This window comes from Dyella sp. RRB7 (genome assembly GCF_022761115.1).
GTDB lineage: Bacteria > Pseudomonadota > Gammaproteobacteria > Xanthomonadales > Rhodanobacteraceae > Dyella.
The window spans coordinates 157,404-170,217 of sequence record NZ_JAKWJS010000007.1 but is presented as its reverse complement, the minus strand read 5'-3'; the positions used below and the strand labels follow the sequence as shown (position 1 = coordinate 170,217).

At 62.5% G+C, this 12,814-nt stretch carries 15 protein-coding genes and 1 tRNA gene; 9 read left to right on the top strand and 7 right to left on the bottom strand.

The window, feature by feature from the left end; translation table 11 throughout:
- Nucleotides 1-825, top strand: a complete 825-nt coding sequence (gene queF, locus MJ606_RS15870; RefSeq protein ID WP_243050516.1) for an NADPH-dependent 7-cyano-7-deazaguanine reductase QueF — start codon at nt 1-3, stop codon at nt 823-825.
- A 161-nt stretch (nt 826-986) separates the two neighbouring features.
- Nucleotides 987-1,586, top strand: a complete 600-nt coding sequence (locus MJ606_RS15865; protein ID WP_243050515.1) for a hypothetical protein — start codon at nt 987-989, stop codon at nt 1,584-1,586.
- An 81-nt stretch (nt 1,587-1,667) separates the two neighbouring features.
- On the opposite strand, the gene MJ606_RS15860 is transcribed toward MJ606_RS15865, so the two are convergent.
- The gene (locus MJ606_RS15860; protein WP_243050514.1) at nt 1,668-2,219 is read right to left on the bottom strand and encodes an HdeD family acid-resistance protein; all 552 of its coding nucleotides are present in this window, start codon (nt 2,217-2,219) and stop codon (nt 1,668-1,670) included.
- A gap of 287 nt (nt 2,220-2,506) precedes the next feature.
- On the opposite strand from MJ606_RS15860, the gene MJ606_RS15855 reads away from it, so the two are divergent.
- Nucleotides 2,507-2,713, top strand: coding sequence for a CsbD family protein (locus tag MJ606_RS15855; protein ID WP_243050513.1), 207 nt, complete (start codon nt 2,507-2,509; stop codon nt 2,711-2,713).
- 114 nt (nt 2,714-2,827) lie between these two features.
- On the opposite strand, the gene MJ606_RS15850 is transcribed toward MJ606_RS15855, so the two are convergent.
- From MJ606_RS15850 to MJ606_RS15840, 3 genes are all read right to left on the bottom strand, one after another.
- Nucleotides 2,828-3,694, bottom strand: a complete 867-nt coding sequence (locus MJ606_RS15850) for an MBL fold metallo-hydrolase (RefSeq protein WP_243050512.1) — start codon at nt 3,692-3,694, stop codon at nt 2,828-2,830.
- 316 nt (nt 3,695-4,010) lie between these two features.
- Nucleotides 4,011-4,385, bottom strand: a complete 375-nt coding sequence (locus MJ606_RS15845; RefSeq protein WP_243050511.1) for a hypothetical protein — start codon at nt 4,383-4,385, stop codon at nt 4,011-4,013.
- A gap of 331 nt (nt 4,386-4,716) precedes the next feature.
- Nucleotides 4,717-6,147: a helix-turn-helix transcriptional regulator gene (locus MJ606_RS15840; RefSeq protein WP_243050510.1), complete on the bottom strand. Its 1,431-nt coding sequence runs from the start codon at nt 6,145-6,147 to the stop codon at nt 4,717-4,719.
- 229 nt (nt 6,148-6,376) lie between these two features.
- Between MJ606_RS15840 and MJ606_RS15835 the strand changes: the two genes are divergently transcribed.
- The 5 genes from MJ606_RS15835 (at nt 6,377) to MJ606_RS15815 (ending at nt 8,042) form a co-directional block, all read left to right on the top strand.
- Nucleotides 6,377-6,538 carry a hypothetical protein gene (locus tag MJ606_RS15835; RefSeq protein ID WP_243050509.1) on the top strand — a complete coding sequence of 54 codons (162 nt, stop codon included), beginning with the start codon at nt 6,377-6,379 and terminating at the stop codon, nt 6,536-6,538.
- Between the two features lie 47 nt (nt 6,539-6,585).
- Nucleotides 6,586-6,945, top strand: coding sequence for a BON domain-containing protein (locus MJ606_RS15830; RefSeq protein WP_243050508.1), 360 nt, complete (start codon nt 6,586-6,588; stop codon nt 6,943-6,945).
- 52 nt (nt 6,946-6,997) lie between these two features.
- A complete protein-coding gene (locus MJ606_RS15825; RefSeq protein WP_243050507.1) occupies nt 6,998-7,195 on the top strand; it encodes a CsbD family protein in 198 nt (65 codons plus the stop codon).
- 218 nt (nt 7,196-7,413) lie between these two features.
- Entirely contained in the window at nt 7,414-7,779 is a 366-nt protein-coding gene (locus MJ606_RS15820; protein WP_243050506.1) for an HIT domain-containing protein, read from the top strand.
- On the top strand, nt 7,746-8,042 hold the full coding sequence (locus tag MJ606_RS15815) for a hypothetical protein (protein ID WP_243050505.1): 297 nt from the start codon (nt 7,746-7,748) through the stop codon (nt 8,040-8,042). The genes MJ606_RS15820 and MJ606_RS15815 overlap by 34 nt, the downstream gene beginning before the upstream one ends.
- A 229-nt stretch (nt 8,043-8,271) precedes the next feature.
- Here MJ606_RS15815 and MJ606_RS15810 read toward each other — a convergent pair.
- Both MJ606_RS15810 and MJ606_RS15805 read right to left on the bottom strand, forming a co-directional pair.
- Nucleotides 8,272-8,348 (bottom strand) — tRNA-Arg (locus MJ606_RS15810).
- A gap of 194 nt (nt 8,349-8,542) precedes the next feature.
- Nucleotides 8,543-10,414, bottom strand: coding sequence for a M61 family peptidase (locus MJ606_RS15805; protein WP_243050586.1), 1,872 nt, complete (start codon nt 10,412-10,414; stop codon nt 8,543-8,545).
- A gap of 284 nt (nt 10,415-10,698) precedes the next feature.
- Between MJ606_RS15805 and MJ606_RS15800 the strand changes: the two genes are divergently transcribed.
- Nucleotides 10,699-11,283, top strand: coding sequence for an outer membrane beta-barrel protein (locus tag MJ606_RS15800; protein ID WP_243050504.1), 585 nt, complete (start codon nt 10,699-10,701; stop codon nt 11,281-11,283).
- Between the two features lie 69 nt (nt 11,284-11,352).
- Here the strand turns inward: MJ606_RS15800 and MJ606_RS15795 are convergent, their stop codons facing one another.
- Nucleotides 11,353-12,792 (bottom strand): amino acid permease, encoded by a 1,440-nt coding sequence (locus MJ606_RS15795; RefSeq protein ID WP_243050503.1) that lies wholly within the window; start codon nt 12,790-12,792, stop codon nt 11,353-11,355.
- Nucleotides 12,793-12,814: the final 22 nt, after the last annotated feature.

Genomic DNA, 12,814 nt, shown 5'->3' with positions numbered 1-12,814 from the left:
ATGAGCACTCCCGAACATTCCCCTCTCGGCAAGACCACGGCCTACGCCGACCGCTACGACCCTGGCCTGCTGTTTCCCATTCCCCGTGCGGCCAAGCGCGGGGAAATCGGTGTATCCGAGCCCCTGCCCTTCCATGGCGTGGACGTCTGGAATGCTTACGAGCTGTCCTGGCTGGACAGCCGCGGCAAGCCGGTGGTGGCACTGGCCGAGTTCCGCGTGCCGGCCGCATCGCCCAACATCATCGAGTCCAAGTCGTTCAAGCTTTACCTCAACGGCTTTTCGCAGGAGCGCATGGCGGATGCGTCAGCCCTGACCGCCACGCTGGCGCGTGACCTGTCCGCCGCCGCAGGCGCCCCCGTCGAAGTCGCATTGAGCGATGCACAGGCGCGCGGCCACGCCGTAACCGACCTGGAAGGCCAACTGATCGACCTGCAGGTGCTGGATATCGATGACTACGGCCCGCCGCGGGCGGACTATCTGCGGGCAGATGCCGACGTGCCGGTGATCGAGGAAGCGCTGGTCTCGAACCTGCTGCGCTCCAACTGCCCGGTCACCGGCCAGCCGGACTGGGGCAGCGTGCAGATCCGTTATCGCGGCGCGCCCATCGATCAGGCGGGCCTGCTGCGTTACCTGGTGTCGTTCCGCAACCACAACGAATTCCACGAGCAGTGCGTGGAGCGCATCTTCGTGGATGTCATGCAGCGCTGCCGGCCCGAGCAGTTGAGCGTCTACGCCCGCTACACCCGCCGCGGCGGCCTGGACATCAATCCCTATCGCAGCACGACGATGGAGACTCCGCCCAATCCGCGCGGCGCACGGCAGTAGGCGCTATGCCGTGGGCCAGGGCGCGAAGAGGGTGTACCGCCAGAAAGACCCGGTAATCGAGGCTTCAGTCCCGGGGGACTAGTGTCCCCGTTATCCGGGCACCCGGCGTTTCGGCTCAGCCGGTCGGGTGTGTGTGTATGCCACCAGCCACGGAGTCAGTCATGAAAGTCCAGCTACGCCATACCGCCTTGGCCTGCGCGACCCTTGCCGGCATGCTGATGCTCAGCGCATGCGGCAAGAACGAGCAGGAATCCAACACCACGCCCACCGCACCCGCCACCAGCGCGCCAGGGCAGCCAATGGCGCCCGCGCCAGCGGCCACCACCGCGCCGATGTCGCCTGCCAGCACGCCAGCACCGGCAACCACGCCGCCGGCGCCAGCCGCCTCGTCCGGCAAATCGGCCAGTGTCCCGCCGCCGGCGGACATCACCGTCGCCGCCGTCACCATCGGCAACGAGCTGGACGGTTCGCACGCCATCAGCAAGGAACAGCGGCACTTCGCACCGGACGACAAGGCCATCTACGCCAGTGTCGCCACCACCGGCCGCACCGACAACGCCACGCTCAACGCGAAGTGGAGCTATGAGGACGGCAAGGACCAGCCATTCAGCAGCACCACCGAATCCATCGCCACGGATGGACCTGCCGTGACCACGTTCAAGGTGTCCAACCCGAATGCCTGGCCGATTGGCAGGTACAAGGTGGTGATCTCGCTCAACGGCAAGACCGTCGCCAGTGAGAACTTCGAAGTGCGTGGCTGAGTCACCGCGCTATGTCACGTGGTCAAGGAAAAGACGCCTATGGGCGCCTTTTCCTTGTGCCACATCCGCTGGGACGTGCTGTCAGAGCGACGCCTTCCAGCGATGCATCCTTATGCCGGCGACAAGCTGCAGCACGCCGTAGACGAGGGCCGCCGCGCCGATCCAGATGGCCAGGGTAAGCAGGCCAGCAACGGGATAGGCCACCAGCAATACCCCGAGCACGATGGCCAGCACGCCACTGAGCGCGATCATCCACTCGCCCTGGATCTCCTTGCGCACGCGAATGGCGAACACGACGCGGTAGATGCCCGCCACGATCAGCCATGCGGCGAGGAACAGCAGCAACACATCGGCTACCGCCAGCGGATGCGCGATCGCCACCAGGCCAAAGACGATCGACGCCAGCGCGTACAACACCAGCCAGCCGCGCGAGATCGCCACGTGACGCTGGAGCAGGGCGAACACGCTGGCGATGCCCTCCGCCAGCGCCATGATGCCGAAGGCCCAGGCCAGCGCCACCACCGTGCTGCCTGGCCATATCAGCGCACTGAGTCCGAACAACACCGAGATCACACCGTAGATCACCAGCAGCCAGCCTGTGCGGCCAACCCCCTGCTGCAGAATGGAACTCATATTGCGACCCTCCGTGATGTTGAGCGTCCGGCCATGTGCCGGACGTTGCCAGTAGACACCATTGGTGCGAGGGCCGCCACGCGACCCTGTGACGCGCAGCCCCGCCGTCCTTCATCCACGCATCATCCATGTCGACGCAACGCGAACGCCGTATCAGGCCTCCCTCATACGCCGATGAACCGAACCGACGACCCGCAACGCGCAGGGCACGGACTCTTAACTCCATCATTGCTCGAATCGACCCCGCAATGCGCATTGCGTCCATCCAACCCCAACGAGGTATCGCCATGAATCAAGACACCATCCAGGGCCAGTGGAAGCAGCTCAGCGGCCAGATCAAACAGCATTGGGGCAAGCTCACCGATGACGACCTGAAAGTGGCCGAGGGCAACTCGGAATACCTTTCGGGCAAGCTGCAGGAACGCTATGGCATGGCCCGCGACGAAGCCGACAAGCAGGTCAAGGCCTTCGAAAAACAGATTCGTCATCACTGATTCCCTTCGAAGCCCGCTCCCTGCGGGGGGCGGGTCCGGAAGGCTCATGCCATGCAGGAGCGCGCGACACTTGTGTTGCCACACACGTAACGGCTCAAACCACGGGCAATGGGATCACAAGGCGTTGAGTGGAATCTTGAGATAGCTCACGCCGTTGTCCTCCGCCGGTGGCAGCTGTCCCGCACGCATGTTCACCTGCACCGAGGGCAGCAACAGGCGTGGCATGGCCAGCGTGGCATCGCGTGCCCGCCGCAGGGTGACAAAGGCTTCCTCACTGACACCCTCGTGCACATGGATATTGGCGCGCCGCTGCTCGCCCACCGTGGTTTCGTGCGCGTACACCTCGCGTCCCGGCGCCTTGTAGTCATGGCACAGGAACATGCGCGTAGCATCGGGCAAGGCGAAGATACGGCGGATGGAATGGTAGAGCTGGTGAGCGTCGCCGCCGGGAAAATCGCAGCGCGCGGTGCCATAGTCCGGCATGAACAAGGTGTCACCGACAAACGCCGCATCACCGATCACATGCGTCATGCAGGCTGGTGTGTGCCCCGGCGTATGCCAGGCCACGGCATCGATCTCACCCAGGCGATAGCTCTCGCCATCCTTGAACAGGTGATCGAACTGACTGCCATCGTGCGCAAAACCGTCCTCGGCGTTGAACAGCTTGCCGAAGGTCTGCTGCACGCTGCGGATATGCTCGCCAATGCCCAGCCGGCCACCGAGGCGCGACCGCACGTACGGCGAAGCGGACAGGTGATCGGCATGCACATGGGTGTCGATCACCCATGCCACTTCCAGCGCTTGCGCCACGACAAAGGCGATGATGGCATCGGCAGCATCATGGCGGGTGCGCCCGGACGCCGCGTCGTAATCCAGCACGCTGTCGATCACGGCCGCCTGTCGCGATGCGGGGTCCCACACCACATAGCTGAAAGTGTTGGTCGACTCGTCGAAAAAGGCCTTCACATCAGGTCGTTTCATCAGCTCACTTCGTATCGTTTGTGTCCATGCACACCGCTAGCCGTTACGAGGACCACGATCAGGTCGCCGTCGAAAATGGAACGCATCCAGGGGGCATGGAGCGCGTCACATCGCGCTCGCATGTTCAGCCGTTTCTAATATAGGTGGGCCATGCCAGCGCGTGCAACGACAGGCGCCTGGGTCGGGCCGCGCGCGGCGGCGGGAGGAGCGATCGGCAAGGATCACCGCGCCGCGAAAACAACTCGCTCGCGGACCAGTCCGTCCCTTGGAATCGATCAAAAAAGCTTGGCGTAAGCTGTCTATGGCCGACGCGCTTTCAGTTACCGCCGCATACCAGCTGCAGGGTCGTTCGACGTACCGTTGCATGAGACGGCGTATCAACGGTGCCACGCGCTTCGACTCTATACGTCGGGCAATCCAGATCCTCTTCCGCGGGGTTGCGAACATCACAATCCGCGGTGAAGGAAAACCACATGGGACTGCCTTTCCGCGATCGCGAAATCTTGGCATTCGAACATGCACTGACCACCCGCGATAGCACCACGTCATCATGCGTCAAATAATCAATCAGACGCTCATCCGAGCTAAACAGATTGGCATCGCTTTTAGCGTCCATGGATAACGTCAGCCCAGGAGCCGACATTAAGGCCATAGCTGCCACAAGCCAGCATAATTTTGATGGATTCTTCATATGCCCTCCGTTGCCCGTTGAAGAAGAGGTGCGGTACCGGTCCCTTTGGCCGGCACTACGCGCAAAACCGGCCAAGTGACGCCCCTCACTAGTAACCCTGCTGCCAAGCGTCAACCTTTTGCCTGGCGTCCTCAAGGGTTTCGAACTCACGAAGGTTCAAGTACGCATCACGCGGTGAGCCGTTGAACATCCCCAAGAGCGTGTTTTCCGACGGCCTGCAGGCAAGATTGCAGTCACACCCGAATCAGGTCTCTATCGAAAACCCGCGGCATGCAACGAAGTGGATCGGAAATTCGACCGCTTCAAGGCGGTAGTTTGGGCGGCTCTACCCTCAGTAGCTGATCACGCCGCGCTCGCGCCCCCAGACAACCGCCGCACTGCGTCGATTGACGCCGATCTTGCCGTACAAGGTGGAAACGTGATTGCGCACGGTGTTGCGCGAAAGCTTGAGTATGGCCGCGATGTCGGCATCGCTATGGCCCTTGCATATCAGGCCCAGCACTTCCTTTTCGCGCGGCGTCAGGCTGCCGAGTTCGCCCTGGGACTTGCCTCCGTCGTGGGGATGCCGGATCTGTGCAAGTTTTTCCATCACGGTGCGGCCGAACCAGGAGGTGTCCTGCATGACCGCCTCGATGGCGGCGATCAGATCCAGTTCCGAGCGCTTGCGTTCGGTGATGTCCTGAATGACGCACAGGGCGCAGGTTTCGTCCTGGATCTTGACGGCCTCGGTCGAGAGCAGGCAGTCGATGATGGCTCCCTCACGGGTACGCAGGGGAATGTCGAAGTTGCGTATATCCTGCTGCGTATCCAACCTGCTCCGAAATTCGCGATAGGCCTTCGCGTCCTTCCACAAGCCGATGTCCGAGGTGGTTTTTCCGAGGATGTCCTCGGCCGCGTAGCCCGTCGCCGCCACAAACGCCGCGTTGACCTCGATCAGGCGCAGCTCGGGCAGCGCGCATACCATCATCGGCATCGGAGCCAATCGGAATGCCTTGGAAAAGCGCTCCTCGCTCTGCCCCAGCGAGACCTCGGCTTTCTTGCGGGCCTCCAGGTCGATGAAGGTAAACAGCATGCAATCCTCTTCGCTGACCTCGATAGGCTGGCCAGCCACGATGACAAACTTGCCGTCACCGCTGGGCAAGCGGAGTACGGCTTCCCTCTGCCCGATGGTGCGCCCCTCCTTGAGATTCTGTATTGCCTCGTCGCGATTCTCCGCCTTCTCCAGCACGTCCACCTCGTAGGTCGAACGCTCGATGATCGCATCGCGCTCATAGCCGGTCATCTCCAGGAAGCCCTGGTTGACCTTGATGTAGCGCAGGTCCGACAGTCGACAGATCAAGGCCGGTGCGGGATTCGCGCTGAAGGCCTTCTCGAAGCGCTCTTCGGCGCTGAACCGCTTGGTGACATCCTGGATGACCAGCACCAGGGATTCGACGGCGCCCGCCGCGTCGGTCAGGATCAGGCTGCGGACCTGGTGCACTCGGTGGAAATCCTCATCGTCCACCCGGCGCACTTCAACGACTACATCGCGAAGCTGCTCGCCAGCAAGAACCCGCTCGATCGGATATTGCTTCGCCGCCAGCCGGTGGTTGTTGCGGTATGTCAGCACGAACTTCTTCCGGTATTGCGCGGCATTGGCGCCCAGCTCGTCCAACTGCGCACATCCGTGTATGGCCAGCGCGGTGTCGTTCGCCCAGGCGATCGAGCGGTCCGGATCGATGAGCAGGATGCCTTCGGTGAGGCCCGCGATGATCTGCTGCAATTGCCGGCGATCCACGGGAGGCTTGGCAGTTGTTGCGTTCATATCCCCTCCGGGTAGATGCACCGCCCTATTTGCCACCTTCGACAAAGGCCTCGTCAAGCCATTCCTGACGGCCACCTAAAAATACCAGTTCGACTAGTACAACGTTCTCTGTGCGGCCTTCACCCTGCTTCGTAGCCTGCATCCACCACCGCGATGCGGTGGGATTACCCCCTATTGGAGATCGCAGATGAACACGACGCAGAAACCCACTCCGCAGCGTTCGCCTGAGCGTCAGCCGAACGATCCGCAACATGGCGACAACAAGCACGCGCCCGACAAGCACTCGCCGGCCCAGCCGGGGCGTGAAGGCCAGCGCGACACGGAAAAGCATTCTCCACACAAAGGCTGAGGCCGTGGCACGCGGCCCATTCCCAGGCCAAACATAAGGAGATTGACGTGAAATCACCGATCACCCTGCCCACACTTGCCCTTGCCGCATTCCTCTCGCTGGGAAGCACGGTCGCAAGTTCGGGAGTAGCGCAAGCAGCAACCGCTCAGGACACACCTGTCGACAGCCATGCCACTGATTCCAGCAAGCCCGTCGCCGACACATGGATCACTGCCAAGGTAAAGAGCGAACTGGCCGCCACCAAAGGGATCAGCAGCACCGATGTTTCGGTCACCACGGTCAACGGCGTAGTCACGTTGACTGGCGTGCTCGACGATGACATCGCAGTCAGGAAGGCAGTCGCCGCGGCGCAGAGCGTAAAGGGCGTGAAGAGGGTCGATTCGTCCGGCCTCAAAGCGAAGGGCTAGCGGCGGACCATTCACCAGACGTTTTTTCGATCAACCAAAGCGGAGGCCAACCATGAACGATGACAAGATCAAGGGCCAGTGGAAGCAGATCACCGGCAAGCTCAAGGAAAAGTGGGGCAAGTTGACCGACGACGACCTCAAGGTGGCCGACGGCAACCGCGAGTACCTCGCCGGCAAGCTACAGGAGCACTACGGCATCGCCAAGGACGAAGCGGAAAAGCAGATCAAGGAATTCGACCGCAGCCTGTAATCGACACGGCGGAAGGCGGCCGCCGTGCCGCCTTCCCCGACTCCAAGGAGACACCAATGCGCAAGTATTTCCTCGCGTGGTTGCTGGGCGTACCCGCCGGACTGTTGATCCTGATTTATCTGTTCGGCCATGTGTTCTGAAAGCCTTCGGCATGCCCTGCCCATGCGGACTCGAAAGCATGCGTGGCATGGTCCCTTAGCCAGGAAAACGGGCTGGCCATGAATCGCACATGCACGTTCTGCATGATCGGAGCGGATGCATCGAACCGGAATGTCGTGGCGATGGACGATCGGACGATGACGCTCATCGACCCGGGGTCGCCGCATCATGGCCATTTCCTGGTCATGCCGCGAAACCACTTTCGTCGGATTCGTGACATGGACGAGGCCACTATCGATGCTCTGGTATTCACCGTCGGGCGAGTCGTGCGATCCATCGAGATGGCGTTTCCCGACGAAGAGATCAGCGTGTGGAAAAGCGCGGATCATGCGCAACATCACATGCATTTCCACGTGCATCTGGGCCATCGCATGCACGACAAGGAGACATCATGCTGCAACTCAATCCACCACTGCCGATGCTGACGCCAAAAGGGGAAGGCTTTGCCCAGTTCCTGATCGACTATGGCCCCGAATCCGACCTGTACTGGACGGTGTTCATCACGTCGACCGGCGAGATATGGACGTTTTCCAACCGGGAGGTCCGCGCCAGCAAGAACATTACGCTGGGACGCACCCACGTCGAACAGGTGTCACGGCGCCTTGCTGATGATGGGCGCAACGAAAGTCGCGGGCATGGCGCCAACGGGCGTGCCATTGAGCCTTCGCTGCTGAAGGATCGTCGATAGACGCGCCAATCCATGTCCTGGCCATCGCGCGCCGTGGCGCGTCGCAGGAAGCCATCGCAGCCCGGAGCGGAAGCCGCTCCGCCGCCAATGCCAAACTCCGCGCCGTCCGAAGCCCCCGAAGAGGCTGGATTTCAATAGACCATCGCGAACGGTCCTGGATAAAAGGCCACAAAAAACCCCGGAAAAGCCGGGGTTTCTGGATGCACCAAGATTACGATGGGCTATCAATTGGCGCGCCCGGAGGGATTCGAACCCCCGACCAATGGCTTCGGAAGCCACTACTCTATCCGGCTGAGCTACGGGCGCATGAGCGTCGGCACGCGGGTCAGGGACAAAGCCCGTGACACACGGCGGAGGCGCAGTATAGCGGAGTTGGGGGCGGGAGAGGGATGGGGCTTGCGGGAAGCCGTCCATAGAACCATGCATGATCTGGTCTTGCCGCAAGCCGGCCACTCTCACCCCGCCCGCTCCCCCAAGGGGAGCGGGAAACCCGATGAAGATCAACGCGCCTTGAGCAGCTCCGACAAGCGGTCCGGCTTGCCTTCGATGCGCTCCAGGTGCGGGTATTTCAAGCCATCGTGGTAATCGATGCGCAGCGTCTTGTACTCGTCGAAGTTCTTCACCAGCAGCTCGATCGGCTGGTTCTTGTCCTTCGCCGAGGCGGTCACGGCGTCCTTGATGGTATCGCTGGAGTATTCGATGCCGTTCACCGCGATGATCTTCATGCCCGGCGACAACCCGGCCTTGAACGCGGGACCGTCCCACAGCACGTCGGCGATATCGCCGCCCTTGCCCAGCGACACACCCAGCGAATAGGTGAGGTTGGCGCCGCCCAGGCGGGCTTCCACGGCCTTGGCCGCTGCCGAGGGCTTGTCGTCGTACACCAGCTTCCAGCCATTGGCCTCGAAGCCGCCGATCAGCGGACCATGGCCATCCAGGCGCTCGCGCAGGTAGCTGGCCCAGTCAAACGGCGCGACGTCGTTGAGCGTCTTGACCACATCCTCGAAGGTATAGGTGTTGACGTCCCACTTGCCGTTCTCCACGCCGAAGAAGGCCTTGGCGAAATCGTCGATGGAGCGCTTGTTGCCGGTGAGGTCGCGCAGCTTGCCGTCGACATCCAGCCAGATCATCTGGCCGCCGGAATAATAGTCCTCGCTCATCTGGTAGTTGCGATACGGCAACGGGCGACGCATGGCGATGATCGGGTCGTTGGTGGTGTCCTGGATGTTGCGCCACTGCTGCAGGCCCGGCCGGCCCTTGTCGTAGGTGGCGGCCACCAGCGCCAGCATGTCGCGTGCCTCGTCCGGCTTCCACAGGCCCGAGCGGGCGGCCATCACGTAGCCCCAGAACTGCGTCTGGCCTTCGTACACCCACAGCAGGCTGTCCTGCATCGGCACATTGAAGTTGGGCGTGGACAGGTCCGCGCCGCGACGATACTTGCCGTCCCACGAATGGTTGAATTCGTGCGGCAACAGGTCGCGCATGACCAGGCTCTTGTCCCACTCGGTGAAGTAGCCGGGGCTCACGCCGTTTTCGCTGGAACGATGATGCTCCAGGCCATTGCCCGACATCTTGTCGCTGAGCGAGAACAGGAAATCGTAGTGGTCGTAGTGATGCGCGCCGTACAGCTTGTACATCTGCTGCACCAGGTTCTGATGCAGCTTCAGCTGCTCGGGCTTGATCTCCAGGTACTTCGGATCATCGGCGACGATGTTGAGGAATACCGGCGTCTTCGCCCCCGGATCAAGGTCCACGCGCTTGAAGTACTTGCCCGCATAGATCGGCGAATCGACCAGGTCGTCATAGTCGATCGGCTTGAAATGCACGGTGTCGCCGTCGCGCGAGGCCAGCTCCAGCGCGCTGCCGAACTGCCAGCCGGCGGGGAACGTCACCGTGGTTTCGGCCTTGATGCGGCTGGCGAAGTAGCCCGCCGGGTACAGCGACACCGAGTTCCACTGCAGGTTGAGCATCTCCGGCGTCATCACCACGCGACCCTGGCGCGTGTCCTGCGCGGAAAGGAACTGGAACTCCACCTCCACGCTGCTGGCGCCCTCGGGCACGTCGACATGGAAGGCATATACGTTGAGCGGATCGCGCTTCCACGCCAGCGTCTTGCCGTTCGCCTTCACCACCAGGCCCGCCAGCTTGTCGATCGAGCCGGTCGGCGAATGATTGCCCGGCAACCACTGCGGATACAGCAGCGTCAGCGGACCCGGCTGCGCCGGCACCGACTCGTGCACGCGAAACACGCGATGGGCCAGATCGGTGGCGTCGACGTTGATCTTCAGCGTGCCGTTGAACGGAACGTCCTGCGGCGTAGCCACATCGGCGAGCACGGCGAAGCTGCCAAACCCAAGGGCGGAAGCGAGGATGGCGGAGGCGAGACGCGTAGCTTTCAAGAGGTTCTCCTATGAAAAATCCGCGCCGGAACAGCATGCCTGCACGGAAACTGAACCTCCGATCCTAGTCTGCGTCGACGCACCGCACCCCCTGCCAGAGGTCATGGCGATGGCTGAACCTCGCCCATCCGCAGAACCCCGAAGGGGGTGTCATCTAGCAAAAAAACATTATCCTTTTGTTACCGCGATCCCCACGCGGGCCGCCACGCCACTCCCCAAATGCCGTGGCGGTACCACAAAAAAAGATGGAGCATTCCATGAACAAGACTCTGATTGCGGCCGCTTTGGCCGTCGCTGCTGTTTCGCCGTTCGCCGCCAAGGCCGACGAGAGCAACCAGCTCGACAACTTCTTCGTCGCCGGCAATCTCGGCCAGAGCAACTACCGCGTCGGTGGCATCTCGGACAAGTCCGACGTGTTCCAGAACGTGCGCTTCGGCTGGCGCTGGAACGGCATCGTCGGTGCCGAAATCGGCTACGCCTACCTGGGCAAGGCCAAGGACGACTATGACTTCGCCAGCGCCTATGCCAAGCCGCGCGTCGGCCAGATCGGCGTCACCGCCAAGTACAACTTCTACAACAACTGGTACGTCACCGGTCACGGCGGCTACCTGCGTTCGCGCACCAAGGCCGGCCTGACCGTGGGCGACGTGAGCGTGTCGCAGAACAGCTGGAACAACGGCTGGTACGCCGGTGCCGGCGTGGGCTACGACGTGACCAAGAACGTCAGCCTGGCGCTGAACTACGACAACTACCACGTGAAGTACGGCCGCGCCGGCTCCAGCGAGTCGCAGGCCAACACCAACATCGCCGCCTACTCGGCCTCGGTGGAAGTGCGCTTCTAAGCAACGCTTGGACGGCAGACAGAAAAACGGCCGCGAAAGCGGCCGTTTTTTGTGCGCCGTCGCCAGGCATCAGCCCGGCAACTTCTCCAGCTTGCTGTGGTGCATGCCATAGCTGAAGTAGATCAGCAGGCCCAGGCTCACCCAGATCAGGAACACTTCCCAGGTGATCGCCGGCAGCTCGGAGAGCAGCCACAGCGAGAACGCGATGCCGACCAGCGGGATCAGCGGCACCAGCGGCGTGCGGAAGTTGCGATGCAGGTCGGGCTTGCGCTTGCGCAGGATGATCACCGACGTGCAGATCACGATGAAGGCCGACAGCACGCCGATATTCACCAGCTTGGCCACTTCCTCGATGGGCAGCAGGCCCGCCACCAGCGCGGTGAATGCGCCCAGCGCGATGGTGGGCCGGTGCGGCGTACCGTAGCGCGGATGCACCTTGGCGAACCAGCCCGGCAGCAGGCCATCACGCGAGAGCGCGAACCAGATGCGGGTGGCGCCCAGCATGAACGCAAACAGCACGCTGATCAGGCCAAACACCGCCGAGACCGAAACCGTCAGCGCCACCCAGTGCAGCCCCAACCCCTTGAAGGCATCGGCCACCGGCGCATCGGTCTTGAGCGTGGTGTAGTGGGCAATGCCGGTGAGCACCAGCGACACGGCCAGATACATCGCCATGGAAATGCCCAGCGACAGCAGCACGGCGCGCGGCAGATCGCGCTGCGGATTCTTCGACTCCTCCGCGGCCGTGGTCAGCGTGTCGTAGCCGAACACCGCGAAGAACACCACGGCAGCCGCGGAAGCCACGCCCTGGAAACCGAAATGGCCCACGCCGTCGGGGCCGATCACGCGCGCGGGAATAAACGGCACCCAGTTGGCCGGATTGACGTAGAACACGCCGACGCCGATCACCAGCGCCACCGCCGCCACCTTGATCGCCACCACCAGCGTGTTGAAGCGCGCGCCCCATTCGGTGCGGAAGATCAGCAGCGCCGACACGCCCAGCGTCACCAGCGCAGCGACCACGTTGAACACATGGCCTTCGCCGGTGCCAATGGCCCCTCGCGCCCACACCGGCAGCTCCAGGCCCATGCTGGCCAGGGCCGATTGCACATAGCCGGACCAGCCAATCGCCACCACCGCCACGATCAGCGCGTATTCGAGCAGCAAATCCCAGCCGATCAGCCACGCGGCCAGTTCGCCAAGCACGGCATAGCCGTAGGTGTAGGCGCTGCCGGTGACCGGAATGAGGCCGGCGAACTCGGCGTAGCAAAGCGCCGCCGCCGCGCTGGCGATACCTGCAATCAGAAACGACAAGGCCACGGCCGGGCCGGCATTGAGCGCCGCCTGCTGGCCCGCCAGCACAAACACACCCACGCCGATAATGCCGCCGATGCCGATCGCGGTGAGCTGCCACAACCCCAGCACACGCCGGAAATCCCCACGCTTGCCGGCTTCCGCCTGCAACAGCTCCACCGGCTTGTGGCGCACCAACTTGTTCAAGAAACCCATCGGCTCATTCCCGAGAAACGAG

Bases quoted from the DNA above. Each gene is read 5' to 3' on its own strand.
- queF (WP_243050516.1), top strand. From the start codon at position 1: ATGAGCACTCCCGAACATTCCCCTCTCGGCAAGACCACGGCCTACGCC.
- MJ606_RS15865 (WP_243050515.1), top strand. From the start codon at position 987: ATGAAAGTCCAGCTACGCCATACCGCCTTGGCCTGCGCGACCCTTGCC.
- MJ606_RS15860 (WP_243050514.1), bottom strand. From the start codon at position 2,219: ATGAGTTCCATTCTGCAGCAGGGGGTTGGCCGCACAGGCTGGCTGCTG.
- MJ606_RS15855 (WP_243050513.1), top strand. From the start codon at position 2,507: ATGAATCAAGACACCATCCAGGGCCAGTGGAAGCAGCTCAGCGGCCAG.
- MJ606_RS15850 (WP_243050512.1), bottom strand. From the start codon at position 3,694: ATGAAACGACCTGATGTGAAGGCCTTTTTCGACGAGTCGACCAACACT.
- MJ606_RS15845 (WP_243050511.1), bottom strand. From the start codon at position 4,385: ATGAAGAATCCATCAAAATTATGCTGGCTTGTGGCAGCTATGGCCTTA.
- MJ606_RS15835 (WP_243050509.1), top strand. From the start codon at position 6,377: ATGAACACGACGCAGAAACCCACTCCGCAGCGTTCGCCTGAGCGTCAG.
- MJ606_RS15825 (WP_243050507.1), top strand. From the start codon at position 6,998: ATGAACGATGACAAGATCAAGGGCCAGTGGAAGCAGATCACCGGCAAG.
- MJ606_RS15820 (WP_243050506.1), top strand. From the start codon at position 7,414: ATGAATCGCACATGCACGTTCTGCATGATCGGAGCGGATGCATCGAAC.
- MJ606_RS15815 (WP_243050505.1), top strand. From the start codon at position 7,746: ATGCTGCAACTCAATCCACCACTGCCGATGCTGACGCCAAAAGGGGAA.
- MJ606_RS15800 (WP_243050504.1), top strand. From the start codon at position 10,699: ATGAACAAGACTCTGATTGCGGCCGCTTTGGCCGTCGCTGCTGTTTCG.
- MJ606_RS15795 (WP_243050503.1), bottom strand. From the start codon at position 12,792: ATGGGTTTCTTGAACAAGTTGGTGCGCCACAAGCCGGTGGAGCTGTTG.